General features: G+C 67.1%; 24 protein-coding genes. 14 read left to right on the plus strand and 10 right to left on the minus strand.

Annotation, left to right across the window (positions count from 1 at the left end; genetic code table 11):
• Nucleotides 1-105 precede the first annotated feature (105 nt).
• A complete protein-coding gene (gene serC, locus IHE57_RS03370; RefSeq protein ID WP_209370802.1) occupies nt 106-1,287 on the plus strand; it encodes a phosphoserine transaminase in 1,182 nt (393 codons plus the stop codon).
• A 322-nt stretch (nt 1,288-1,609) separates the two neighbouring features.
• Here the strand turns inward: serC and IHE57_RS03375 are convergent, their stop codons facing one another.
• From IHE57_RS03375 to IHE57_RS03395, 5 genes are all read right to left on the minus strand, one after another.
• Nucleotides 1,610-2,107, minus strand: coding sequence for a DUF456 domain-containing protein (locus IHE57_RS03375; RefSeq protein ID WP_209323828.1), 498 nt, complete (start codon nt 2,105-2,107; stop codon nt 1,610-1,612).
• Nucleotides 2,108-2,249: 142 nt separating this feature from the next.
• On the minus strand, nt 2,250-3,509 hold the full coding sequence (locus IHE57_RS03380) for an MFS transporter (RefSeq protein ID WP_209370804.1): 1,260 nt from the start codon (nt 3,507-3,509) through the stop codon (nt 2,250-2,252).
• 8 nt (nt 3,510-3,517) lie between these two features.
• Nucleotides 3,518-4,393 (minus strand): DUF3027 domain-containing protein, encoded by an 876-nt coding sequence (locus IHE57_RS03385; RefSeq protein ID WP_209370806.1) that lies wholly within the window; start codon nt 4,391-4,393, stop codon nt 3,518-3,520.
• A complete protein-coding gene (locus IHE57_RS03390; protein WP_209323831.1) occupies nt 4,393-4,773 on the minus strand; it encodes a cold-shock protein in 381 nt (126 codons plus the stop codon). Before IHE57_RS03390 ends, IHE57_RS03385 begins: the two co-directional genes overlap by 1 nt.
• Nucleotides 4,774-5,130: 357 nt before the next feature.
• Entirely contained in the window at nt 5,131-5,361 is a 231-nt protein-coding gene (locus IHE57_RS03395) for a hypothetical protein (protein ID WP_209370808.1), read from the minus strand.
• A 73-nt stretch (nt 5,362-5,434) separates the two neighbouring features.
• Here IHE57_RS03395 and IHE57_RS03400 point away from each other — a divergent pair, with 73 nt between their 5' ends.
• Complete coding sequence (locus tag IHE57_RS03400) at nt 5,435-7,528, plus strand: helicase-associated domain-containing protein (protein ID WP_253719867.1); 2,094 nt, start codon at nt 5,435-5,437, stop codon at nt 7,526-7,528.
• A gap of 116 nt (nt 7,529-7,644) precedes the next feature.
• A complete protein-coding gene (locus tag IHE57_RS03405) occupies nt 7,645-9,279 on the plus strand; it encodes a DNA repair helicase XPB (RefSeq protein ID WP_209370810.1) in 1,635 nt (544 codons plus the stop codon).
• A gap of 10 nt (nt 9,280-9,289) precedes the next feature.
• Here the strand turns inward: IHE57_RS03405 and IHE57_RS03410 are convergent, their stop codons facing one another.
• Nucleotides 9,290-10,255: an EamA family transporter gene (locus IHE57_RS03410; protein ID WP_216629506.1), complete on the minus strand. Its 966-nt coding sequence runs from the start codon at nt 10,253-10,255 to the stop codon at nt 9,290-9,292.
• A 215-nt stretch (nt 10,256-10,470) separates the two neighbouring features.
• Here IHE57_RS03410 and IHE57_RS03415 point away from each other — a divergent pair, with 215 nt between their 5' ends.
• The 10 genes from IHE57_RS03415 (at nt 10,471) to pspAB (ending at nt 20,019) form a co-directional block, all read left to right on the plus strand.
• Nucleotides 10,471-11,055: a CGNR zinc finger domain-containing protein gene (locus IHE57_RS03415; protein ID WP_209370812.1), complete on the plus strand. Its 585-nt coding sequence runs from the start codon at nt 10,471-10,473 to the stop codon at nt 11,053-11,055.
• 11 nt (nt 11,056-11,066) lie between these two features.
• Nucleotides 11,067-11,870, plus strand: a complete 804-nt coding sequence (locus IHE57_RS03420) for a hypothetical protein (RefSeq protein ID WP_209370813.1) — start codon at nt 11,067-11,069, stop codon at nt 11,868-11,870.
• Between the two features lie 173 nt (nt 11,871-12,043).
• Nucleotides 12,044-12,802 carry a response regulator transcription factor gene (locus tag IHE57_RS03425; RefSeq protein WP_209323837.1) on the plus strand — a complete coding sequence of 253 codons (759 nt, stop codon included), beginning with the start codon at nt 12,044-12,046 and terminating at the stop codon, nt 12,800-12,802.
• A gap of 30 nt (nt 12,803-12,832) precedes the next feature.
• Nucleotides 12,833-14,644, plus strand: a complete 1,812-nt coding sequence (locus IHE57_RS03430) for a sensor histidine kinase (protein ID WP_209370814.1) — start codon at nt 12,833-12,835, stop codon at nt 14,642-14,644.
• Nucleotides 14,641-16,683: a trypsin-like peptidase domain-containing protein gene (locus IHE57_RS03435; RefSeq protein WP_209370815.1), complete on the plus strand. Its 2,043-nt coding sequence runs from the start codon at nt 14,641-14,643 to the stop codon at nt 16,681-16,683. The genes IHE57_RS03430 and IHE57_RS03435 overlap by 4 nt, the downstream gene beginning before the upstream one ends.
• A gap of 191 nt (nt 16,684-16,874) precedes the next feature.
• Nucleotides 16,875-17,162, plus strand: a complete 288-nt coding sequence (locus IHE57_RS03440) for a WXG100 family type VII secretion target (protein ID WP_209323840.1) — start codon at nt 16,875-16,877, stop codon at nt 17,160-17,162.
• A 177-nt stretch (nt 17,163-17,339) separates the two neighbouring features.
• Complete coding sequence (locus IHE57_RS03445) at nt 17,340-18,089, plus strand: PspA/IM30 family protein (protein WP_209323841.1); 750 nt, start codon at nt 17,340-17,342, stop codon at nt 18,087-18,089.
• Nucleotides 18,086-18,370, plus strand: a complete 285-nt coding sequence (pspAA, locus tag IHE57_RS03450) for a PspA-associated protein PspAA (RefSeq protein WP_209370816.1) — start codon at nt 18,086-18,088, stop codon at nt 18,368-18,370. Before IHE57_RS03445 ends, pspAA begins: the two co-directional genes overlap by 4 nt.
• A gap of 85 nt (nt 18,371-18,455) precedes the next feature.
• On the plus strand, nt 18,456-19,367 hold the full coding sequence (gene htpX, locus IHE57_RS03455; protein WP_209323843.1) for a zinc metalloprotease HtpX: 912 nt from the start codon (nt 18,456-18,458) through the stop codon (nt 19,365-19,367).
• 52 nt (nt 19,368-19,419) lie between these two features.
• A complete protein-coding gene (gene pspAB, locus IHE57_RS03460) occupies nt 19,420-20,019 on the plus strand; it encodes a PspA-associated protein PspAB (RefSeq protein WP_209370817.1) in 600 nt (199 codons plus the stop codon).
• 92 nt (nt 20,020-20,111) lie between these two features.
• Here pspAB and IHE57_RS03465 read toward each other — a convergent pair whose 3' ends face one another.
• The 3 genes from IHE57_RS03465 to IHE57_RS03475 form a co-directional block, all read right to left on the minus strand.
• Entirely contained in the window at nt 20,112-20,324 is a 213-nt protein-coding gene (locus IHE57_RS03465) for an RNA-binding S4 domain-containing protein (protein WP_209370818.1), read from the minus strand.
• Nucleotides 20,324-21,145, minus strand: a complete 822-nt coding sequence (locus tag IHE57_RS03470) for a hypothetical protein (protein ID WP_209370820.1) — start codon at nt 21,143-21,145, stop codon at nt 20,324-20,326. Before IHE57_RS03470 ends, IHE57_RS03465 begins: the two co-directional genes overlap by 1 nt.
• Before the next feature lie 103 nt (nt 21,146-21,248).
• Nucleotides 21,249-21,998 (minus strand): TSUP family transporter, encoded by a 750-nt coding sequence (locus IHE57_RS03475; RefSeq protein WP_209370821.1) that lies wholly within the window; start codon nt 21,996-21,998, stop codon nt 21,249-21,251.
• Between the two features lie 75 nt (nt 21,999-22,073).
• Between IHE57_RS03475 and IHE57_RS03480 the strand changes: the two genes are divergently transcribed.
• Nucleotides 22,074-22,841, plus strand: a complete 768-nt coding sequence (locus IHE57_RS03480) for a DUF1707 SHOCT-like domain-containing protein (RefSeq protein ID WP_209370822.1) — start codon at nt 22,074-22,076, stop codon at nt 22,839-22,841.
• A 137-nt stretch (nt 22,842-22,978) separates the two neighbouring features.
• Here IHE57_RS03480 and groL read toward each other — a convergent pair whose 3' ends face one another.
• On the minus strand, nt 22,979-24,622 hold the full coding sequence (gene groL / locus IHE57_RS03485) for a chaperonin GroEL (RefSeq protein ID WP_209323849.1): 1,644 nt from the start codon (nt 24,620-24,622) through the stop codon (nt 22,979-22,981).
• Between the last annotated feature and the right edge of the window lie 183 nt (nt 24,623-24,805).

A 24,805-nucleotide genomic window follows, 5' to 3' on the forward strand; every position in this document is an offset into this window, starting at 1 on the left:
TACTCCCGAGCCGGGGAGCACACCGGCAGCACCGGACGGAGCGCTCTGAATCCGGATGACGGGCTGGTGCCGGGACGAGGGCGGGCCGCCCGTAGAATATCGAGCGTGACTGCGACGAAGATTACGATCCCAGACGAACTCCTGCCCACCGACGGACGCTTCGGAGCCGGCCCGGCCCGCGTCCGCCCCGCTCAGGTCGAGGCACTCACCGAGGCGGCTTCGACGGTGCTCGGCACCAGTCACCGTCAGGCGCCGGTGAAGAGCCTCGTCGCTCGCATCCGCTCCGGATTGGCCGAGCTGTTCAGCCTGCCCGAGGGCTACGAGGTGGTGCTCGGCAACGGCGGTTCCACCGTGTTCTGGGACGTCGCCGCCTTCGGCCTCGTCCGCAGTCGCGCCGCGCATGCGACCTTCGGCGAGTTCGGTCAGAAGTTCGCGAAGGCCACCGACACCGCACCCCACCTCGAGTCCTCGCTCGTGCTCGCCGCCGACCCCGGCACCTCGGCGATCCCCAGCCCTGAGGCCCTGGCCGCGGCAGGAGTCGTCTCCTCCCCAGCCGAGGCGGCCTCCGGTGCTCTCGCCGCCGACGTCTACGCCTGGCCGCACAACGAGACCTCGACCGGTGTGGCCACGTCGATCGCACGTCCGGCCGGCATCGCCGACGACGCTCTCGTCGTCGTCGACGCGACCTCGGGCGCCGGCGGACTGAACGTCGACATCGCCGAGACCGACGTCTACTACTTCGCTCCGCAGAAGAACATGGGCTCCGACGGCGGCCTGTGGGTGGCTCTCATGTCACCGCGCGCGATCGCCCGGGCACAGGAGATCAAGGACTCCGGCCGCTTCATCCCGGCCTCGCTGGATCTGGTCACCGCGATCGAGAACTCGCGCAAGGATCAGACCTACAACACTCCCGCGGTGGCGACTCTTCTGCTGCTCGCCGAGCAGATCGAATGGATCAACGGCAACGGCGGCCTCGCCTGGGCATCCGAGCGGACGCGCGAGACCTCCGGACTCGTCTATGACTGGGCGGACGCCGCCGAGGCGGCCCACCCCTACGTGGCCGAGCCGGCCGATCGCTCATCGGTCGTGGCCACCGTGGACTTCGACGACTCGATCGATGCCGCAGCCGTGGCTTCTGTGCTGCGCGCCAACGGCGTCGTCGACGTCGAGCCCTACCGCAAGCTCGGCCGCAACCAGCTGCGCATCGCGACCTTCGTCTCGGTCGACCCGGCCGACGTCAGGGCGCTGCTGGCCTGCCTCGACTTCGTCGTCGACGCCCTGAAATAAGCCGGCGCGCGCCGGCCTCGGAATACCTGCAGTCAGGACACCGGCTTCACCGCCCGAACCCGTCCCGCCGCCGCAGTGCGTTGAGCTGCCTGAAGCGTCCCTCACCTCTGCCCGCACACCACCCTGGTGCAACGGGGTGGCGTCGCACTGACGGTGCGTGATGCGTGAGCACCTGTAGGAGAAGCCGCTCCGGGTGCAAACTGACGTGTACAAGCTGCCGCGAACGAGGCGGAACGCCGCACTGCACTCGCGAACGAGACGTGACGCCGCGCTGGTTTCGTGCCCCCCGCTGACAGCGAGGGATGAGGCACGCCCCGGCGCTTCACCCGATGAAGTGGATGAGTACTCCGATGCCGTAGGTGATGGCGGCCAGCAGCGCGAGGACGAACTCGATTCCCGCGCCCAGTCCGATCGCCTTGATCGACTCCCAGCTCGACGTCCAGGCGGTCTTCGCTTCTTTGAGGCGAGCATATTCGGCGAGGAACAGCCCCGCCACGAATCCGATCGGCAGCCCGAGCACGGGGATGACGAAGAAGCCGATCACAGCGAGCACTCCGCCCAGCAGCACGGAGGTGTTCGGCACCTCCATCGATTTGAGTTTCCGGCCGGTGAGCACGAGCGAGGAGCTCATCCCGGCCGCGACGAACACGGCGACGATGGCGAAGACGATCCAGGCCATGGGGCCGCCGATGACGATGGCCCAGACGAGCACGGCGATGCCGATGAGGATCGATCCGGGCAGCACCGGCACGATGATGCCGAGGCAGCCGACGAGGATCGCCAGGCCCACCAGCACCGAGGTGATGATGTCAGTGTTCACAGTCCGTCCGTTCCCATCGCCGAGGTCGTCCTCCGGATTCTATTCGACGAAGCTCGGTGCCGCCCGTGCCCCGTCCTCACCGTGCGCACATCAGGGAGCGAACCTACATCAGGCACAGAGAGCACATCAGCGACTGCGCACATCACGGTCGGCCGTGGTAGCTCACGTGCAGTCGGATCCGCGACTTCGGATCGCGGTGGACCCGCAGCTCCTTCGCCGTGATCATCCACAGCAGGCCGACGGCGAAGGCGATGATCCCCGAGGCGGCGCCGACGACGAGCGCCATCCGCGGACCGAACATATCGGCGACCCAGCCGGCCAGGGGCGCGCCGATGGGCGTTCCGCCCATGACGACCGCCGCATAGATCGCCATCACGCGGCCCCGATAATTCGGGGCAGTCGTCGTCTGCACATAGGCGTTCGCTGAGGTCATCATCGTCAGCGAGGCGAAGCCGACGAACATGAGCGAGGCGGCGAAGAGAAAGTAGTTGGGCATCAGCGAGGCCAGACCGACGGCCAGGCCGAAGCCTCCGGCGGCGCCGAAGATGAAGCGCAGCCGCGGCTTCTCCCGCCTCGCCGAGGCGAGCGCACCGGTGACCGAGCCGATCGCCATCACCGAGTTGAGCAGACCGAAACCGCTGGCGTCCTTGCCGAACTCGATCTTCGCCATCGTGGAGGTGTAGATGTTGAAGTTGAACCCGAACGTCGCGATGATGAACAGCACGACCAGGACGATCGTGATGTCGGGACGCCGCCGCAGGTACTTCAGACCGCCGAGCACGCCGCCCTGCCCCCTGCGGCCCGAGGGATGCAGCCGGGACCTGTCGAGACGGAGGAGGACCGTGAGCGTCGCAGCGAATCCCAGACCGCTGATGAGGAACACCGGACCGGCGCCGATGAGTGCGGTGAGCACACCGGCCACTGCGGGTCCGATCATGCGGGCGCCGTTGAAGGACGCCGAATTGAGGCTGACCGCGTTCGGCAGCAGCTTCTCCCCCACGAGCTCGGAGACGAAGGCCTGCCGGGCCGGATTGTCCAAGGTCGCGAGCATGCCGAGGGTGAAGGCGAGCACGTAGACGTGCCAGAGGACGATGACGTCGGTGATGACGAGCGCGAAGAGGACGAGTCCGATGGTTCCCAGCAGCGCCTGGGTCACCATGAGCAGGCGGCGTTTGTCGAACTTGTCGACGAGGTTGCCCGCGAACGGGAACATGATGAGCTGCGGGCCCAGCTGCAGGGCCATCGTGATGCCCAGCGCCGAGGCGTTGTTGTCCGTCAGCATGGTCAGGACGATCCAGTCCTGCGCCGTTCGCTGCATCCACGTTCCGGTGTTGGAGATCAGGGCACCGGCGAACCAGTGCCGATAGTTCGGCTCCGACAGCGACCGGAACGTCTGGGACATCTGGCTGCTCAGCCCTCCTGGTACTCGAGTTCGCCCGAATAGTCGTCGACGACGGCTTCGGCGGGATCGTGGTTGGGGCGCCGGACGTCGGTCTCCGAATGCGCCCCGCAGCCGGATTCGAGCCCGACCACGCGACCGTCGAAGGGCGACCAGGCGTTGGCGCAGACGCCGAACTTCTGGCGCAGCGAACCGGCGATCGGCATGAGATAGCCGCAGCTGCCGCAGTGGCCGGCCGCGCGGGCGGCGAATTCGCCCTCCCCACCGGCTTCCGAATGCTCCCAGCGGCTGGCTGCCGCGGACAGTCCGTCGGAGGACAGGACCCGTTCGCGGCCGAGCCCGAACTCGAAGTTCGGGATCTGGTCGACGTTGTCGGCCGAGTTGTCCTCGGTCTGCTGGAATCCCGGCTGCAGGTTCGGGTCCCGATCGAGCTTGGGCAGGGTGTCCCGCGGAGTCATGTCCCCGGGTTCGAGACGCTCCTCCCAGGGCACCCATTCGGGTGCGATGAGGGCATCGGGGCCGGGCAGCAGTGCGGTCTCGCAGACCGTGACCTTCTTCGCGCGGGGGGCGCGGGCGAGCACGGCCACCCACCGCCACCCGCGATAGACCGGATCGGTGCACACGAAGTAGTGGGTGACCAGGCGAGTGCCTTCGGCCACGGTTCCCAGGTGTTCGCCGATGACCGAGGCCCCGGCCGCCTCGGCGATGGCGGACCGGGCGATGTCGATCGCCGCGGCCAGCTGGGTGTCGAGGACGATCTTCTCCGGTTTCGCAGCCCGGGCGGGTCTCGTGGTCTTCGCGGCGTCCGCCTTGTCCGCCTCGGGCGCGGACACGGCGGCGGGCGCGGCGGTCTGCCGGGCCAGCCAATCACTGAACAGCGATGACATCAGGACTCCAAATCGTCGGCAATCGCCCGCAGCAGGCTGGCCACCTTGTTCCCATGCGTCGGGTCCGGGTAACGGCCGTGCTGCAGTCCGTTATTGAGGTCATCCAATACTTTGATGACATCTTCAACCATAACCGCCATGTCCACGGCCGGGCGTCGGCGGGCCTTTGCGACTTTGCCCGGAGTGCCGAGCGGGCGGGCCTTGAGCACCTGTGCTCCGCGACGGGATTCGACGACGTCGTATTCGAGTCGGGTGCCCTTCGTGACGTCGAATCCCTCGGGCAGCACGGAGGAGTGGAGGAAGGCCTGGGAGCCGTCCTCGGCGATGACGAAGCCGAAGCCCTTGTCGGCATCGAACCATTTCACGCGTCCGGTGGGCATGATGTCCTTTCTTCTCATGGCGCCCGCTGCGAAGAGCGGGCAGTGCTGGTGCCTGGACCGGGCGAGTGTGCCCGGCTGAGGCGAGTCCGGTGTGTCGGGGGCGGCAAGCCGCCGTCGTCGTCCGTCTCGGTGACGGCAGAGAGGCCCGGGCGTGCGATCCAGCGGGGACAGGCTCAGTCGTTCCGTGCGCTCCCGGGGGTGGGGGCTGCGCGGCGGGACTGCGGGTCCGGCCGCCTCGGCGGGGAGGCGATCGTGGCCGTTCCGATGGTGCCGGTATCGCTCGACGCCGGGTTCATTCGGCGTGTGCTCGGCCCGTGCCCGGTCCCCTGTCCGGGTTCTGCGGCACGGGCGGTGAAATCAGCTGCGGCCCACCTCGGTCTGTCTGCGTCTGAGTGCCGCGCGGACCATGGTCACGCAGGCCAGAGCGATGGCGATGGGCAAGAGGAGCATGGGCAGATAGGTGAGGAACGGACTGGGTGTGAGACCCATCCACGCTTGGCCGAGGACACCGATGAGGCCGAGCGCTCCGATGGCGGCGGCGGCAACCGCTGCGACGACTATTGCCGTGTCGACTCGATTGGCTGACAATGCGCGTCCTTCCCTGTGATCCCTGTTCCTGTTCTGCCCCTCCATTGTACCCCTCGCGATAGACTGAGCTGCGATGTCAATGACCTTCAGCCAGTGGCTGTCCCACAGTGCAGATGTCGAGTTCGAGTCCTTCGTCCGGACGCGACGCGACCTCCTCCAACCCGAGTCACCGACGATCGGCGCCCTCGCGGCGGCTGCGTCTTCGCGCATCGGCGTCTCCCGCGGCATCGAGGCCCTCGACGCCGAGGAGCTCGAAGTCCTCATCAGCCTGGCCACGGCCGCCCGCACCACACCGGAGATCGCGGTCGGTGAGAATCCCCATATCGATCCCGCCCGCGCCGAGGCGGCCCTGCCCCGACTGCGCGACCTCGGCCTGGCCTGGCCGACGTCCGGCAGCGGCGTCTGGCGGATCCAGTCCGAGGCGATCACCCTCCTGCCGACCTCGGCGGCCGAATCCGCCCGTGCCCGACCGTGGCAGATCGATCCGGCCTCCGTCGATCCGAGCACCGCGACGATCGGCCGACCGCTCATCCACAACAGCGAACAGGCCGCCGTCGCCGAGGTGATCTCATCCCTGCGCGGCCTCGTCGACGAACTCGCGGTCGCCCCGATCTCCCGGCTGACCAGCGGCGGGATCTCCAAACGGGACGTGTCCCGGCTCGCCCGCACCCTCGACCTGGGACTCGAGCAGACCATCACGCTGCTGCTGGCAGCGAAGTCCCTCCACCTCATCGGCGTCCTCGACGACGCCCTCGACCCGCAGTGGACGGCCGCCGACGACGCCGACTCGGCCCTCGCCGGCGATCGCGCCGAGCTCTGGGCCGCACTCGTGGGCGCCTGGCTGCGCGAGCCCCTCGATGCCACGCAGCTGGCGGCCGGGGCGAGCGAGAACGAACGCCTCACGGTGCTCGCCTCGCCGAAGAAGGCCCTCTTCAAAGGCTCTGCGCAGTCCGTGCCGGCGATGCCGATGCTGCGGCTGAGCGTCCTCAGCGTCCTCCACGACATCGGCCTCGGCACGGCACGGTCGGCGCAGTGGATCCACGCCGAGGTGCTGCGCCGGCATCCGCTCCTGCAGGCCCATGAGCTCGCCATGACCGAATCCGTGCTCCACACGTGCGTGAGCCTGGGCCTGGCGACCACTCCCCTGCAGCAGTCCGAGCACTTCGGGCCCAGCCGCTTCGGCCTCCTCCTGGCCGCCGGTCTGGACACGGCGATGGCCGAGCACGCCCGCCAGGACCCGTCGATCGAACCGCTGGGCATCGGCCTCGAAGCCGTCCAAGTGCCCGGGAACGTCATCGCCGCCGTCACCGACGGACTGGGAAGCGAAGTGGACAAGGTGCTCATCCAGTCCGACCTCACGGCCGTGGCGACCGGGCCGATCGAACCGCGGGTCCATCACATCCTCCGTCGCTTCGCGGTCGTCGAGGCCCGCGGTCAGGGCACGGTCTACCGCATCGACGCAGAGACGATCGAGGCGAGCATGCAGACGGGGCTGAGCCCGGAGGACGCTCTGGCAGAGCTCGCCGAGATCAGCGTCGAGGAGCTGCCCTCGACCCTGGACTTCCTCGTGCGCAACACCGCGTCGAAGCTGCGCCGGGTCCGCGTGGCCGGAGCCCGAGCCGTGCTCATCGTCGACGACCCGGTCGACCTCGACGTCATCCTCTCCGATCAGGCGATGCTGCCCGCCGGTCTCGAACGACTGGCCCCGACGGTGGCGATCGCCCAGCTCGGACCGGAGCGGACCATGCACCTGCTCGAGGCCGGCGACCATCACGCCCTGCTCCATTCGGCGGGGACGCCCCCGCGCAGGCGACGGGTCATCACCCAGTCCGAACCGGAGGTCAACGTGCGGAGGCGTCCGCGCGTGACGGACGGCCACCTCGGCGAGTACATCCGGATCCTGCGCTCTTCGCCGACCGGAACGCAGGCGCCGGCGAGCACGGACGAGCCCTTGGGGCTCATGGATCGCCTCCGTGAGGCCGCCGAGTCCAAGCATCGGGTCCTCATCCGGATCGCGGATTCGCAGGGACGCGAGCGCGCCATCGAGATGCTGCCGGCCACGCTAAACGCCGGGCGGGTGCGCGGAACGGTCACGAGCACCGGCGCCGAGGCGTCCCTGTCGATCGCCCGCATCGTCAGCGTCGAGCCCGCCGAGCCCCGCCCCTGACCCTTCCTCACCGCCTAGAGGCCCGCCGCTGCCACCTCGTGCCGGGGAAGGGGAACAATTCGAGGGATGTCCGCGTTGTCCCCTCTGGTGTCATCGCGCTCTGGAAGGGAGTCTGAATGAATGGTCCGCTGATCGTACAGTCCGATCGGACTGTGCTGCTGGAATCGGGACACCCCCAAGCCGTCGAGGCGGCCGTGGCGATCGCCCCGTTCGCGCAGCTGTCACGGACCCCCGAGTACATCCACACTTACACGATCACGCCGCTGGGACTGTGGAACGCCCGCGCCAGCGGTCACGACGCCGAGTCCGTCGTCGACGTCTTGCTCGAGTTCGCGAAGTACCCGGTCCCGCACGAACTGCTCGTCGACATCGTCGACATCATGGACCGCTTCGGTGTGCTCACCCTCATCGACCATCCGCTCCACGGGCTGACGCTGACCTCGACGGAGACGAAGCTGCTCGATGAGCTCGGCGAACAGCCCGATCTGGTCGGCAAGTTCGGCAAGCGCATCGACGCGGAATCCGTGCTCGTCCATCCTTCGGAGCGCGGCGAGCTCAAGCATGCTCTGCTGCAGCTGGGCCACCCGGTCTCCGACCATGCCGGCTACGTCGACGGAGAGGCCCACGAGATCGATCTGTCCGATGACGCCCACGGCGGGAAGTGGCATCTGCGCGACTACCAGAGGCAGGCCATCGACCAGTCGCTGTCAGGCGAATCCGGAGTCGTCGTGCTCCCCTGCGGGGCGGGGAAGACCATCGTGGGGGTGGCCACGATGTCGCGGGTGCAGACGACGACGCTCATCCTCGTGACGAACTCGGTGTCCGCGAAGCAGTGGAAGGACGAGATCCTGGCACGGACCACACTGACCGAGGACGAGATCGGCGAGTACTCGGGATCGACGAAGGAGATCCGTCCGATCACCATCGCCACCTACCAGGTGCTGACCACCAGGCGGAAGGGCTCCTATCTCCACCTCGAACTCCTCGACGCCAAGGACTGGGGGCTGGTCATCTATGACGAGGTGCACCTGCTGCCGGCACCGATCTTCCGGCTGACCGCGAGCCTGCAGGCCCGGCGCCGCCTGGGCCTGACCGCGACCCTCGTCCGTGAGGACGGGCGGGAGGACGAGGTGTTCTCCCTCATCGGACCCAAGCAGTACGAGGTTCCGTGGAAGGAGCTCGAACGACTCGGCTACATCGCCTCGGCGGCCTGCCATGAGGTGCGGGTGCGCCTCGACGCTGGGACGCGGACGGCCTATGCCCGCGCCGACGGCGAGGACCGGTACCGCTTGGCCGCGACCTCGGATGCGAAGCTGCCGGTCGTGTCCGAACTCGTCGCCGACCACCCGGATGCGCAGATCCTCGTCATCGGCCAGTACCTCGACCAGCTCGAGGAGATCGGGGCCGAACTGGGCGCGCCTGTGCTCACGGGCCAGACCCCGGAATCACAGCGTCAGGAGCTCTTCCGCGAATTCCGGTCGGGCGAGATTCCGGTGCTCGTGGTCTCGAAGGTCGCGAACTTCTCCGTGGATCTGCCGGCCGCCTCGGTGGCGATCCAGGTCTCCGGCGCCTTCGGCTCGCGGCAGGAGGAGGCCCAGCGGCTCGGGCGGATCCTGCGGCCGAAGGACGATCAGGGCTCGGCCACCTTCTACACCGTGGTCGCCGCCGATACCGTCGATGAGCACTTCGCCGCGCAGCGCCGCCGCTTCCTCACCGAGCAGGGCTACGGCTACAGCATCGAGGTCCGCTGAGAACTGCCGGTCAGGCCTCGACGAGGGCGGCGTCACCCGACCGGGCGACGACCTCGCGCCGGGCCACACGGCGGGCCAGCCTGGCCTCGCCCCATTTGATGAAGCCGACGCCGCCGAGGATGAACACACCGCCGAAGAGCTGGATCGGCGCGGGCATCTCGAAGAGCACGAGCCAGGCGACGATGACGGAGAACGGCACCTCGACGAGGTTGACGAAGGAGCCGACGGTCGCGCCGATGTAGCGCAGCCCGAGGATGCCGGTGATGTAGGCGCCGACGGTGAAGACGACGATCATCGACATCGGCACGATCCACGACATCGCGATCCCGCCGAAGTCGACATCGGCGGTCACCGCGCCAGCGGGCATGACCCCGACGAGCACGATGAGCGACATCGCCAGTGCGCCGATCCCCATTCCCAGTCCGGTCAGCGCAACCGGCGGAATGGTGATCGTGTCCTTCGCCGAGACGAGGAAGTAGCTGGCCAGGCACACTGCTGCGGCCATCGCCATGACGACGCCGAAGAGGCTGATCGAGGAGTTGCGGAGGTTGAGGACGAGCACGAGTCCGATCATCGAGACCACGACCCCGATGAACGTCACCGTCGCCGGCCTCGTCCGCGTCCGGGCCCAGATCCAGAAGACGATGAGCATCGGCGCGGTCATCTCGAGCAGCAGGGCCACGGCCACGGTGAGGTGTTCGACGGCCACGAAGTAGAAGCCCTGGACGCCGGCCATCGAGACCAGCCCGTAGGTGACGACGGTGCGCCAGTGCCTGAGCACTTCGTCCCACCTGCCGCGCAGTGCGATGAGGGTGGGGATGAGCAGCAGGACCGCCGAGCCGGCCAGACGGATGAGCACGACCGACCCCGGGGTCCATCCGATCGCGTACATCGTCTTCGCGATCGGCCCCGAGACCGCGAAGAAGAACGCGGAGGCAAGGGTGAGCAGGAACCCCACGATGACGGAACGACTCATACCTGACCTCCTGAAGTGCTGATGCGCGGATGGGTGGGACGACGGACGGGTCCCGGGCCGAGGTGACTCGACGTCGGCGTATGCACGCTGCATGCTTCGCGGGACCGGGGGGCGGCTTCGCACACACCCGTCGTACTGCTTCAGTATCGATCACGAAAATGAAATGAGTCAAATGCATTTTGGTACTTACATGCTGTGGCAGAATGGGCTCCGCTATGACCTTTGCCTATGACATCCGCGCGAACCTCACGATGCTCGTCGACCTCCTCAACACCTCCGGAGACGTCGCCGCCGACGGCGACGAGCTGACGACGACCGCCGCACTCCGCGAATTCGCGGCCCGACACGACTTCTCAGGCCCGCTGGTCGCCACACAGACCGACATCGAGGAGACGGTGCGCCTGCGTGCGAGATTCGCCGCCGCCCTCGACTCGAGCATCGACGCCGAGACCGAAGACGAGGTCGAAGCCGGCACGATCGCGGTCGTCGATGAGATCAATCTCACGCTCAGTGACTCCGGCTCCGTGCCGCAATTGGTCAAACACGACGGCTGGGACTGGCACTTGCACGCCACGGGCGCTCAAGCGAGTCTCGCCGACCGCGTGGCCGCCGATGTCGCACTCGTCCTCATCGACCTCATCCGCTCCGGGGACCTCGACCGGCTCGGTCGCTGCGCCGCCGAGGACTGCCGCGCCTACCTCGCCGACTTCAGCCGCAACCGCTCGAAGCGCTTCTGCGATACCGGCGGCTGCGCCAACCGCACCCATGTCGCCGCGTTCCGCGCCCGACAGTCCGTATGAACGGTCAGGCCATGTCCCTGCAGCCCCTGCCCATCACCGGCGCCCGGAGACTGGCCGGCGGCTCGGCCGGCATGCTCGCCACGACTAGCATGGCAGCCGGCTTCGCCATCTCACCGATGACCGTCCTGCTCGCCGTCCCCGGCGAGGACCTCGACGCGAACCTGCCCCTCTTCGGCCTCACTCTCGCGGCGACGCTCGCGTTCATTCTCATCGGCCATGCGCTCATCCGTGCCGCGCTCGGCCGCGTCCGCACCGGGGGCAGCCTCTCGCGCTTCTTCCGCTATCAGCTGGCGGCGATCGGCGTCGGCGCCGGACTGGGCCTCTGCTTCACCCCTGCCATGCTGAGCGCCGCACCCGGATGGCAGGTCGCCTCGATCATCGCCGGCATCACGCTCTGCCTCCTGTCCCTGCTGGCGTTCCGCAGCGCCCGCCGCCCCATCCTGCGCAGATCGCCCGGCCCGAACATCGGCTTGGCCGAAGGCGTCGTCGTCGACTACTGGTCAGGCGTCCTCCCTCGCGGCGCCGCCCCGCAGCTGGCCACCATCCGGTTCGTCGACGAGGCCGGCCGGGCCAGGTTCGCCCGTCATCTCGTCCAGCAGCGCCCGACGGTGCTCGGCACCATGGGGCAGGTGCAGTACGACCGCCGCCGCCCGCACCGCGTTCTGCGCTTCAGCATCTCTGGCCCGCGCTCTCCAGCACGGAGCCGCAACTCCTCCGGACAGCGGCACAGACCCCATGGTGCTCGGCAGCACACGAACCCGTACGGCAGTCAGCAGCGCACGAATCCGCACGGCCACCTCGGCGAGGATTTCTGAGCGCGAGCTGACCGCGACCACCTTTTTCCGTGAAATCATCCCTGCGTTCCTGAGAGCGCTGGCCTCGCTCGGGGTCAGAATCGACTTTCCTGAGAACTTTTCTGTGTCGGACTTCACAATCGCATTCAGCTGACCTCCAGCCGACTCCCAGAAATGGGTTTCAGACTGGTTCCATGACTACAGCACAGAACGATGCCGACATCGAAGCCACCCTGCTCGTTGTCGATGATGAGCCCAATATCCGCGAACTCCTGTCGACCAGTCTCCGCTTCGCCGGTTTCGACGTCGTCTCGGCCGCCAACGGAGCCGAGGCGCTGCGCCTGGCCGAGCAGACCGACGTCGACCTCCTCGTCCTCGACGTCATGCTGCCGGACATGGACGGCTTCACCGTCACCCGACGCCTGCGCCAGATCGGCATGAACGCACCCGTCGTCTTCCTCACCGCCCGCGACGACACCTCGGACAAGATCACCGGTCTGACCGTCGGCGGCGATGACTATGTGACCAAGCCCTTCAGCCTCGAAGAGGTCGTCGCCCGCATCCGCGCCGTCCTCCGCCGCACCCGCAGCCTCGAGGACGAGGAGAACGCCGTCATCGTCGCGGGCGACCTGGAACTCGACGATGACACCCACGAGGTCCGCCGCTCCGGCATCCTCATCGACCTCTCCCCCACCGAATTCAAGCTCCTGCGCTACCTCATGCTCAACACGAACCGCGTGCTGTCGAAGTCGCAGATCCTCGACCACGTGTGGGAGTACGACTTCGGCGGCGACACCGGCATCGTCGAGTCCTACATCTCCTACCTGCGCCGCAAGATCGACGTCACCCCGGAGACGGACGCCGCCGGCCACCCGGTCGAGATGGAATGGACCCCGATGATCCAGACCAAGCGCGGTGTCGGCTACATGCTGCGCACACCGGAATCCAAGTAGTCGCCCAAGCAAGGGCGATAGATTACATACGTGGCAAAAGAATCCCGCCCCACCCGGCCCGGCTTCTGGGAAGAATGGTCACTGACCACCAAGCTGCTGGCCATCATGATGCTCCTCATGCTGCTCGTCCTCACGGGGACGAGCGCATGGGTGTTGGAGAACCTGCGCGACAGCCTCGTCCAGCGCACTGACGAACGCCTCATCAGCGCCTCCGAGACCTTGGCGAAACAGGCCTATCATGATGTGTTCCAACCGGCCGAGCTGCAGTCCGGGTCGGACTCCGACGACGCCGAAGATGCGCCGTCGTCGACGACGCTCGATTCGAACTCCTGGGACCAGCTGCGCAGCCTCCTGCCCGGAGGCTTCTATGTGCAGTTCTACAACACCGACGGCGAACCCATCCGCGACCCCGTCGCCCCGGAACCGGAGAACCGACCGATCCTGCCGAAGATCAACGAGCAGAAGGTCTACGCCCAGGGCGGCCAGCCGTTCACCGTCGCCGGCACGAATTCTCAGTGGCGTGCCCGCGCCATGAAGGTCAAGAACACCGACGTGCTCGTGTCGATCGCGGTGCCCTTCGACCGCGAGATCGACAACATCAACGAGCGCGCCCGCAACACGATGGTCGGCATCGGGCTGCTGGCCCTGGCGATGGTCGCAGGAGTCGGCTACTGGGCGATCAACAACACGTTCCGACCGCTGCGCGACATCGAGAAGACCGCCTCACGGATCGCCGGCGGTGACCTCAGCCAGCGTGTGCCCGTCTATCCGCGCAACACCGAGCTCGGTCGTCTTTCGGCGGCGCTGAACACCATGCTCGGACGCATCGAGGACTCCTTCGACGGCCAGACCCGGTCCGAGAAGCGCATCCGCCAGTTCGTCTCCGACGCCTCGCACGAGCTGCGGACACCGCTGGTGACGATCCGCGGCTATGCGGAGCTCTACCGCCAGGGTGCGATCACGAAGTCCGAGGACGTCGCCAACGCCATGGAGCGGATGGAGTCCGAGGCCAAACGGATGGGCGTGCTCGTCGACGACCTCGTCGTCCTCGCCCGACTCGACGAACAGCGTCCTGCCGAGATCGGTCCCATCGACCTGCACAAGGTCGTCCGCGATGCCGCAGCCGATGCCGCGGCCCAGGCACCGGACCGCGACATCAGCTTCATCGGACTCGACGGGGAGGATGCGCAGCCGGTGCCGATGATCCGCGGATCCGAATCGAAGATCCGCCAGGTCATCGTCAACCTCGCCGGCAACGCCGTGCGTCATACTCCCGAAAACGCCGCAATCGAATTCGCCGTCGGCGTCGTCGGTCTGCCGGGCGCGCCGGAAGCCGAATCCCAGAGCACCGACGAAAGCCGCGAGGCCACGGGACAGAACGGTCGGAACGGAGCGAAGGAGAAGACCCGCGAACGCGGATTCGTCACCGGCGGGGTCCGCATCTTCCGCCGAGGCGACTCCACCGGGAACGATCAGGCCGATGCCCAGGAGCCGGCGGGCATCGTCCCCGATGTCACGGCGGCGGGCTCGATCACGGTCGATGACTCTCTGCGCGGTTTCCCGAACGGACGGGTCCGCTTCGAGGTCAGGGACCACGGCGAGGGCATCGACCCGGAATCGGTGCCGCGGATCTTCGAACGCTTCTACCGCCTCGACGTCTCCCGGACCAGGGACACCGGAGGGTCCGGTCTGGGACTGTCGATCGTCAAGGCGATCGTGGAGAACCATCACGGCGCGATCTCCGTCCACGAAACCCCGGGCGGCGGTGCGACGTTCCGCATCGACCTGCCCATCTCCGAAACCGGCGACTCCGCTGCGGACACACGAAAGGACGAGCGATGAGCGAGAACAATCATCCCCAGGAGCCGGGCGAGACGTCCCCCAGCCGAGGACAGCACGGGGACCAGGACCACCGCACGTTCCCGAACCCGGATGAGCGCGAGTCACCGGCATCCGACCGCCGTGGCCCGTCTGCCGGCCGCTCACGCGGCTCGTCCGCCGAGGTCCCGCGCACATTCCCGAACCATTCGGCCGCACCGCGCGACGCGGGCGGCGCCGGCGGAACGAGCGCCGCCGGGGCCAACGGTGCCGGCGCCCCCGGGACCAGCGGCTCGGGCGCTCCCGGGGCCAGCTCCGGCGGCCCCGCCCGTGTCAGTCCGCCCGTCGCACCGCCCGAACGACGGCCCGATGCGCACTCCTCCCCGCAGACCGGATACCCGCCGCAGGACAGCCGCCCCGGCCAGGCCCAGCCCACTCGGACGCAGAACCCGGTGGACGGTCACTCCGGTGAACGCGGCCATCCGTCCGGACAGAACAGCGAGCAGACGAACCGGCCCCCGCAGCAGTCCTCTTACCCGCAGGGCGGACAGCAGCCGGGCCATCAGCAGCCCTGGCAACAGCAGCAGGCCCAGCACTCCGATCAGAGCAGACCGCAGGCGTATCCCGGCGCGGCGCAGCAGCCGCCCGCCTATCCAGGACCCGGCTCTGCGCATCCCGGCGCAGCCAAGGCATATTCCGCTTACGCGGCGGGTGGGGAACAGCCCGCTTATGCGGCGCCCGGCGCCCAGCCCACGGACGCAGCTCCCGGCGCCCAGCCGACCGGAACCGGCTCCTACCCGGCAGCCGCAGGTGCTTATCCTCAGGGAACGGGCTCCTACCCGCCGCCTGCAGGCTCTCAGCCTGGGGGCATCGGCTCCCAGCCTGGTCCGGGAGGGCCCGGCGGCCCGGGCGGACCGGGAGTATACGGTCCCTTCGGGCCGGAGCAGCCGCCTCGGCGAGAGAAGAAGGGCCCCGGGTGGGGCGCGACGATCGCGATCGCGCTGATCGCCGCTCTCCTCGGCGGCGGAGCCGCATTCGGGGGCAATTACGCACTCTCGGCCCTGCAGGGCGATGAGCCGCGCAAGGTCGCCGAACAGACGATCGAGACCCCCGACTGGACCCAGGTCGCGGAGGACACTTCGGACAGCGTGATGTCGATCCAGGTCGGCACCAATGGTCAGGTGCAGGGCCTGGGTTCGGGCGCGCTCTATGACGATCAGGGGCACGTCATCACGAACAACCACGTCGTCGCACCCGCCGACACCCCGGGCGGTGAGATCGCCGTGACCATGAAGAACGGTGAGACGACGAAGGCCGAAATCGTCGGTCGCGACCCGTCGACGGATATCGCCATCATCAAGCTCGAGCAGGTGCCCGACGGCGTGAAGCCGCTGGAAGTCGGTGATTCGAAGAAGCTCGAGGTCGGCGATCCGGTGATGGCGCTGGGCAACCCTCTCGGTCTCGCAGACTCCGTGACCACGGGCATCGTCTCAGCCCTCGACCGTCCGGTGTCGACGGAGAACATCGGTGAGGATGCGAGCTCGCAGGAGAAGGAGCTGACGATCACCAACGCCATCCAGACGGATGCCGCGATCAACCCGGGCAACTCCGGAGGCCCCCTCGTCGACGGCAACGGCCGGTTCATCGGAGTGAACTCGGCCGCGGCCTCGCTGAGTCAGGCCGGTGAAGGTGAGCAGTCGGGGTCGATCGGCATCGGCTTCGCCATCCCCGCCAACCAGGCCGTGATGATCGCCGATCAGCTCATCGCCAACGGCAAGGCCCTGCATCCCTTCCTCGGGATCACGCTCACCGACGGCCACATCAACAACGGAGGAATCACCCGAGGCACCGCGAAGGTGCAGTCGGTCCAGGCGGGCTCGCCCGCGGCCAAGGCCGGGCTCAAGGACGGCGACGACATCGTCGAGGTCGCCGGGACGAAGGTCAACAATGCCATCGCCCTGCGTGCTCTCGTCCGTGCCCAGCCGGTGAACACCCCAGTCGAGATCACGGTGGTGCGCGGCGGACAGGAGCAGACGCTCGATGTGACGCTCGTGCTGCAGTAGCAGCTGCCGCGGACTCGGACGCTCAGATCTGGGGACACGGCCACGACTCGACCATGCAGAGGGTGTGGACAGCCGAACGCTGTCCACACCCTCTCTCCGTTCCCTTTGGCGGCGCCCGCCGCCCTGTCCACACTGGCCTCGACCCACCCGAATGCGGTGGGAGAAGCGAACCCCAGCCTCCAGGAGTCATCATGAGCTTCGAAGTCGATGCCGAACGCGTCCAGTCCGCTGCCACCGCGACCGCGGGCACTTCCCGCAACCTAATCTCCGAGTCCGAGACGATGCTGCGCAATCTGCTCGCTCTCCAGGAATGCTGGCGCGGCAGTGCGGCCCAGAACTTCCAGGCCGTGATCAACCAGTGGGAGGGTGCGCAGAAGCAGCTCTTCGAGTCCCTCGATTCCATCCACGCGGCCTTGAACACAGCGGCCCGCCAGTACTCCGAGGTCGAAGCCGCGAACTCGCGTCTCTTCGCCCCCTGACCACCCGCGATCTCGCCGCGAGAGTCTCGTCGTTCTCGTGGTCGGCGTCTGGCAAACTATCAGCCTTTCTTAGTAGGCTGAGAACGATAGTTCGCGGCGGTGTTGGCCAAGAATCTCCGGATCGGAGTGGATCGGCTTGGCAGCGTCGGGCCAAACCAATGCAGGAGTCGACTACGGATGAGCATCTTCCAACGGATCGCGACGATCTTCGGCGCCAAGGCCAACAAGGCTCTGGACAAAGCCGAGAACCCCAACGAAACCCTTGACTATTCGTACCAGAAGCAGTTGGAGCTGCTGCAGAAGGTCCGCCGCGGTGTTGCCGATGTCGCCACCAGCCGCAAGCGTCTCGAGCTGCAGATCAACCAGCTCGAACAGCAGCAGGACAAGCTCTCCGGCCAGGCTCAGAAGGCGATGGAGATCGGTCGTGAGGACCTCGCTCGCGAGGCCCTGACCCGCAAGTCCGGGCTCACCCAGCAGATCACCGATCTGCAGAGCCAGCACGAAGGTCTGCAGGGCGAGGAGCAGAAGCTCACCCTGGCCTCGCAGCGCCTGCAGGCCAAGGTCGATGCCTTCCGCACGAAGAAGGAGACGCTGAAGGCCACGTACAACGCCGCCGAAGCCCAGTCGAAGATCGGCGAGGCCTTCTCCGGCATCTCCGAAGAGCTCGGGGACGTCGGAATGGCCGTGCAGCGTGCCGAGGACAAGACGGCTTCGCTGCAGGCCCGCGCCGGCGCCGTCGACGAACTGCTCGCCTCCGGTGCCCTCGAGGACGTCACGGGCACCTCGAAGGACGACATCACCGCGCAGCTCGATGCGCTCTCCAGCGACAGCGACGTCGAGATGGAGCTGCAGCGGATGCGCGAATCCCTGCCTGCGGGATCCGACAAGGAGCAGCAGAAGTCGCTCGAAGGGGATGACCAGGCATGATCATCCGCATCATGGGCGAAGGACAGTTCGACGTCGCCGATGTCGATCAGGATCTGCTCCAGAAGTACGACAACCAGGTCGAGGACGCCGTCAATGCCGGCAACGAGGAAGCCGTGCGAAGCGCACTGAACTCCCTCCAGGAATACGTCAAGGCCAATGGCAGCCCCGTCTCCGATGACTACCTCGGGTCCTCCGATGTCGTCATCCCGTTCGTCGACGCCACCCTGGCCGAGATCGCCGAGCTGCTCACGGGCGAGGGCTTCATCCCGGACCCGGCCTGAGACCGAATACCACAACGATGCACCCGGCCCATTGTCTTCACACGAGACAGTGGGCCGGTTCTGCCACTCCCAGAGAGGAATCACGATGAAGAATCGCTTCGTCAAGGACAACGGCCTGACCATGCGGATGGGATGGACGATCTTCCTCAATGGGCTCATCTACGTCGTGCTCATCCTGGCGATCTGGTGGATCATCGGCCAGAGCATCGGCGGCGTCATCATCGCCGTCCTCGTCAGCGCCGGCGCGTTCTTCTTCCAGTGGTACTTCTCCGACAAGATCGCCATGCGGGCCATGGGCGGCCGGGAGGTCTCGGTCCAGGAGGCGCCCGAACTGCACACGATCGTGGACCGGCTCTGTCAGCTCTCGGATTCGCCGAAGCCGAGGGTCGCCGTATCGAATTCGTCGATCCCCAACGCCTTCGCCACCGGACGCTCCCCCGAGCGGTCCGTGGTGTGCGTGACCCGGGGACTGCTGGAGAAGCTCGACCGCGACGAGGTCGAAGTGGTGCTCGCCCACGAGCTCTCCCACGTCGCCCACCGAGACGTCACTGTGATGACCGTCGCCGGAGTCACCGGCGTCGTCGCCGCCCTGATGATGCGAGCCGGCTACTATATGAGCTTCGGACGGTCGAACAACAATAACAACGGCATCCCGATCCAGCTGCTGTTCATCCTCGTCGGAGCCGTCGTCTACGGTCTGTCCTTCATCCTCATCCGCAGCCTCTCCCGCTACCGGGAACTCGCCGCCGATCGAGCTGCCGCCATCCTCACGGGCGCGCCCTCGACCCTGGCCTCGGCGCTGACGAAGCTCAGCGGCGACATGAGCAAGATTCCGGAGAAGGATCTGCGTTCGTCCGCCTCGGCGAACCATCTGGCTCTGATTCCGGCTGTCAGCGGCAAGGCCGCCATCGGCCAGCTCTTCTCGACCCACCCGTCGCTGGAGAAGCGCCTCGATCAGCTGGCGAAGATCTCCGCCCAGCTCTCCCGCCCCGAGTGACGTCAGCTCGAACACCGGCTCATCCCACCGCACCATCCCGACTAGGAGTCCCATGGGTTTCTTCGACGCACTGCTCGGCCGCACCAAACCGAAGCGAGCCAACCTCGACGACCTCTTCGCCCTGCCGCCTGCCGCGCTGACCCTGCAGGCGGCCGCCGGCTTCACCCCGACCGGTGTCGGCGCCGTCGCCTTCCGACAGGTCGAGGGGGCCGCATTCCAGACGGCGGAGTCCGAGAGCGTCGCCCTCATCGGCTCCGATCCGGCCGCCTCGGTGCGGCAGGAGAACGACGGCTACGGCTTCACCTGGCAGGTCGTCTCGGATGCGAACGCCGAGGTGGTCAACCTCGTCACGAACATCCACGCCGTGAACTCGGCGCTGGTCAGCCAGGGCTTCGACACGATGCTGCTGTGCACCACCGTGTACTTCGTCCACCCCGACGGCCGCCGCATGGCCCTGGTCTATCAGTACAAACGCGGCACGTTCTATCCCTTCGTCCAGTCGGGACCGAAGCAGCGGGACAATCCCCTGGAGATCCAGGTCAAGGGCATCCTCGCCGGTGAGCTGCCGTTCGAGGACGACACCTCGAACTGGTCGGCCCTCTGGGACGCTCCGGGCATGAACGACACCCCGGCGGCCCCAGAGCTCGAATGACCGGCCGCAGCACCGGATGAAAGGAGGGCGTCCCCGCGGGGACGCCCTCCTTCGTGTCGAGTGGGTGTTCCACTCCCTCGAACCGGTGTCGGCTACTCCGTGGCCACCTCGATGACCTCGCCGAGGGCCGCGACCCGATCGCCCGGGCGGATCGTCGCGCCGCGGCGGGTCTCGACCTCGCCGTTGACGGTGACCTCACCGTCGGCGATCATGTCTTTGGCCATCGCACCGTGTTCGGCCACGCCGTGGAGTTTGAGCAGCTGGCCGAGCTTGATCGACTCGCCGCGGATCTCGATGGTGTCCATCAGAAGATGTCTCCGATGTCGAAGCCGCCGCCGTCTCCGAACAGGCCGCCGCCGTCTCCGCCGTCACCGCCGAAGAGGCCACCGCCGTCGCCTCCCATGTCTCCGCCGCCGTCGCCCATATCGGCTCCGTAGGCGCCGTCCCAGCCGCCGCCCATTCCGCCGAACATCATGGCACCCATGAGGACGCCGGGCAGCAGGCCGGAGCCAGCATAGGAGTTGAAGTAGCCGCGGTTGTATTCGGCGTAGGCGGGGCCGGCCTCCCAGTAGGCGCGACGGGTGTGTCCGTCGGCGGTGACGACTTTGCGCACGGCCGGATCCGCGCCGACGGCGACGCGTTCGGCGTCGGCGGCGCACACGGGCACGGGGCGCAGCTGTCCGCCGGCCGGGGCCCAATCGATGTCTTCGACCGAAGGGCCGTGCTGGGGATTGAAGAAGCAGGGCGGACGGCGCACGGGCAGCGGCTTGCCTTCGACGCGGGCGCGCACGCACTTCGCGGCGTAGCGGCCGTCTTCGAGCGCCTCGGTGACGCTGCGGATGTCGGAGGGTTCGTCTACCTTCTCGAGGGTCTCCTTGGCGATGTCATAGGAATCCAGCGCCTGCTTGTAGTCCTGCGCTCCCCCGGTGTCGAGTTCGACCCCGGCGGTGATGACATCGAGTTCGGCAACCTCTTCGCCGAACGAGGTGACGTCCTCCTCGGCGGTCCTCTTCACCTGCTCGAGCTCGGCGGCGAGAAGCTCCCGCTGACGCTGCTTCTCCTTGCGGTGGCCGATGAAGAAGACAGCCCCGAGCACAACGAGCAGCAACAGAAATACTTCGGTCACGATCCATGCCTCCCCCGGCTGACTTTGTCCTCGAACAGTATGCCCGATGAGTCTGACAGGCGTCTGAACCTGTGCCCTGCAACCGCTCAGTCCGCGCTCCTGTTCACACCAGCGCCGCAGCCCCTTTGACCAGCGCGGAGATGCCCCCGCCGAAGGCGAGGACGAGCATCCCGGTCCGGGCGATCGAGGTCTCGATGCGCCGTGACAGCCAGTCACCTCCGATGAGGCCCGCGACGAGCACGAGAGCCAATCCGAACCAAGTGCCGATCTCCAGATCCGGCCAGACCCCGCCGTTGACGATCACCTTCATCACCACCGCCGAGGTGGTCCCCACGACGAGGAACGGCTGCAGGGTGGCCGCGAAGGACCGCTGTTCCCAGCTCGTCAGCACCGCGTAGGCGCTGACTGCCGGTCCTCCGGTGCCGGCGGCGGCCGACATGGCGCCGGAAAGCAGTCCGGTCGCCATACGGGTGCCGAAGTTCGCGGGGATCCGATGGCCGAGCCTGCCAAGGGTCAGCGAGCTGATGAGTGAGAGGACGATGAGCGAGCCGATGAGGATCTGCAGGAGTGGAGTGGGCAGGCTGGAGGCCAGCAGAGCTCCCGGGACCGTCCCGATCACCGCACCGAGGGCCAGCTGCCGCAGCGGCGGCCATTCCACCTCGGCGAAGGTGCGGGCGAAGACCGAGAGTGCGGCGGCGATTCCGCAGATGTTGACGAGGACGATGCCGCTGAACGGATCGAGGAGGAGGACGAGGAAAGGACCGCTCACCAGCCCGAACCCCATCCCCGTGACGCGTTGGGACAGGGCCCCGAGGAACACGGCGAAGAGGATGAGCACGACCACGGGTTCCACGGGGTCGAGTCTAGTCGAGTGCTCTCCATCCTTTGGCCCAGGTCCGACCTTGGCGGCGGGGTTAGAGTAGGGAACATGAACGCTCGTCCCCTGTGGTCGCGTTTCAGCGCAGATCCCCGATCATATGGGCAGGTCCGAGCCTCCGACGCCGATCGGGCGGTGGTCGCCGACGTGCTCTCGGAGGCGTATGCCCTCGGGCAGCTCGACGTCTCAGAATTCGATGAACGCACCGAGGCCGCTGCGAAGCTCAAGACCTTGGGCGAGATCCCCGAACTCGTCGACGATCTCGTGCTCCCCGATCCGGCGGAGCTCACATCCGACGAACTCGACGAGGCGGGGCGGGCACAGGCCCTGGCACGCCTCGAGGCCGACCGAGTGCCGATCACTCCTGAGCAGATCGATGCCGCGGCCCGGAAGTACTACCGGGATCGGGTGCGCGGATCCATGCTCGGCATCATCGCCGGTCCCGCGGGCTTCATGCTCGCCATCTGGGCGTTCACATCGCTCGCCAATGGACAGTTCATCTTCTTCTGGCCGATCTTCGTCATCGTTCCGATGTTCTTCGGCGGGATCTCCCGCATCGCTCACAAGGACGAGATCATCCGCAATCGCAAGCGTGAGCTGACGAGGCGAGCGCGGGCCCACCTCGGCGATGCCGAAGCTCGACGCGAAATCGAGAAGGGCGAGCACTCAGCTGAGGACTACGAACCCGAGCTGGGCAGTGGGCTGCAGCCGCCGCACCCGCCCATCCCGCCCTACTCCCCCGGTCAGATATCGCGTCGCGACGAGCGGCGCAGGCGACGCTCCGGTCGCCGCCATCACCGCGACAACCCGTGGGATTGAGCAGCCTCAGGCAGTTCGCCACCGAACCGGTCGCCCTCCCGGAAGCGAAAGAGCCATGCCGGCGTCCTTACGGAAGCGAAAGAGCCGTGCCGGCGTCCTTACGGGCACCGGCACGGCTCTTCGAGCGACGGGAGCTATCAGAAGCCCATGCCGCCCATTCCACCCATGCCGTCCATGCCGGCAGCTGCGTCCGCACCTGCTCCGGCCTTTTCGGGCTTATCGGCGACGACCGACTCGGTGGTGAGGAACAGACCGGCGATCGAGGCGGCGTTCTGCAGGGCAGAGCGGGTCACCTTGACCGGGTCGTTGATGCCGGCGGCCAGCAGGTCCTCGTACTCACCGGTTGCGGCGTTGAGGCCGAATCCGGGTTCGAGGTTGGCGACCTTGTCGGCAACCACACCGGCTTCGAGGCCGGCGTTCGTGGCGATCTGCTTGAGCGGAGCTTCGATGGCAACCTTGACGATGTTGGCACCGGTGGCTTCGTCTCCCTCGAGTGCGAGGTCGGCGAAAGCGGTCTTGCCCGCCTGGATGAGCGACACGCCGCCACCGGCGACGATTCCCTCTTCCACAGCAGCCTTGGCGTTGCGCACGGCATCTTCGATGCGGTGCTTGGTTTCCTTGAGCTCAACCTCGGTGGCGGCTCCGGCCTTGATGACTGCAACGCCGCCGGCCAGCTTGGCCAGACGTTCCTGCAGCTTCTCACGGTCGTAGTCGGAGTCCGAGTTCTCGATCTCGGCGCGGATCTGTGCCACGCGTCCGGCGATCTCCTCGGCGTCTCCTGCGCCCTCGACGATGGTGGTCTCGTCCTTGGTGATGACGACCTTGCGGGCGGTGCCCAGCAGGTCGGTGGTCACGCTGTCGAGCTTCAGCCCGACTTCCTCGGACACGACCTGGCCACCGGTGAGGATGGCGATGTCGGCCAGCTGCGCCTTGCGGCGGTCGCCGAAGCCCGGTGCCTTGACGGCCACGGACTTGAAGGTGCCCTTGAGCTTGTTGAGCACCAGGACGGCCAGGGCTTCGCCCTCGACGTCTTCGGCGATGATGAACAGCGGCTTGTTCGACTGCTGCACCTTCTCGAGGACGGGCAGCAGGTCCTTCACGTTCGAGATCTTGGAGTTGACGATGAGGATGTAGGGATCCTCAAGGACAGCTTCCTGGCGATCGGTGTCGGTGACGAAGTAACCGGAGATGTAGCCCTTGTCGAAGCGCATACCCTCGGTCAGCTCGAGCTCGAGTCCGAAGGTGTTGGACTCCTCGACGGTGACGACGCCTTCCTTGCCGACCTTGTCGATGGCCTCGGCGATCAGTTCGCCGATGGCGGGATCTCCTGCGGAGATGCCGGCGGTGGCGGCGATCTGTTCCTTGGTCTCGATGTCGATGGCGTTGTTCAGCAGGACAGACGTGACGGCCTCGACGGCCTTCTCGATGCCGCGCTTGAGGCCGAGCGGATCAGCACCGGCTGCCACGTTGCGCAGGCCTTCGCGGACGAGAGCCTGAGCGAGCACGGTAGCGGTGGTGGTTCCGTCGCCTGCGACGTCGTCAGTCTTCTTGGCGACTTCCTTGACGAGCTCGGCGCCGATCTTCTCGTAGGCGTCCTCGAGTTCGATCTCCTTGGCAATGGAGACACCATCGTTGGTGATGGTCGGTGCGCCCCACTGCTTTTCGAGCACGACATTGCGACCGCGGGGCCCAAGGGTCACCTTGACCGCGTCCGCGAGCTGGTTGAGGCCAGCTTCGAGTCCCCGACGAGCTTCTTCGTCGAATGCAATCATCTTTGCCATAGCGGCTTAGATCCTCCCTGATGGAGTGAAGTGGGAATCCAGAGCAGTCGTCAGCGCCCGCGACGGCAGAGAGTGAGCCCATATGTTCCATTCCACATAAGGACCACGCTCTCGAGACGACTGGTGGGAACCCATCGGTTTTCACCAGTACTAGATTTAGCACTCTCACCATGCGAGTGCAAA

The sequence above is a fragment of the Brevibacterium renqingii genome, assembly GCF_017808105.1.
Classification (GTDB): Bacteria; Actinomycetota; Actinomycetes; order Actinomycetales; family Brevibacteriaceae; genus Brevibacterium; species Brevibacterium renqingii.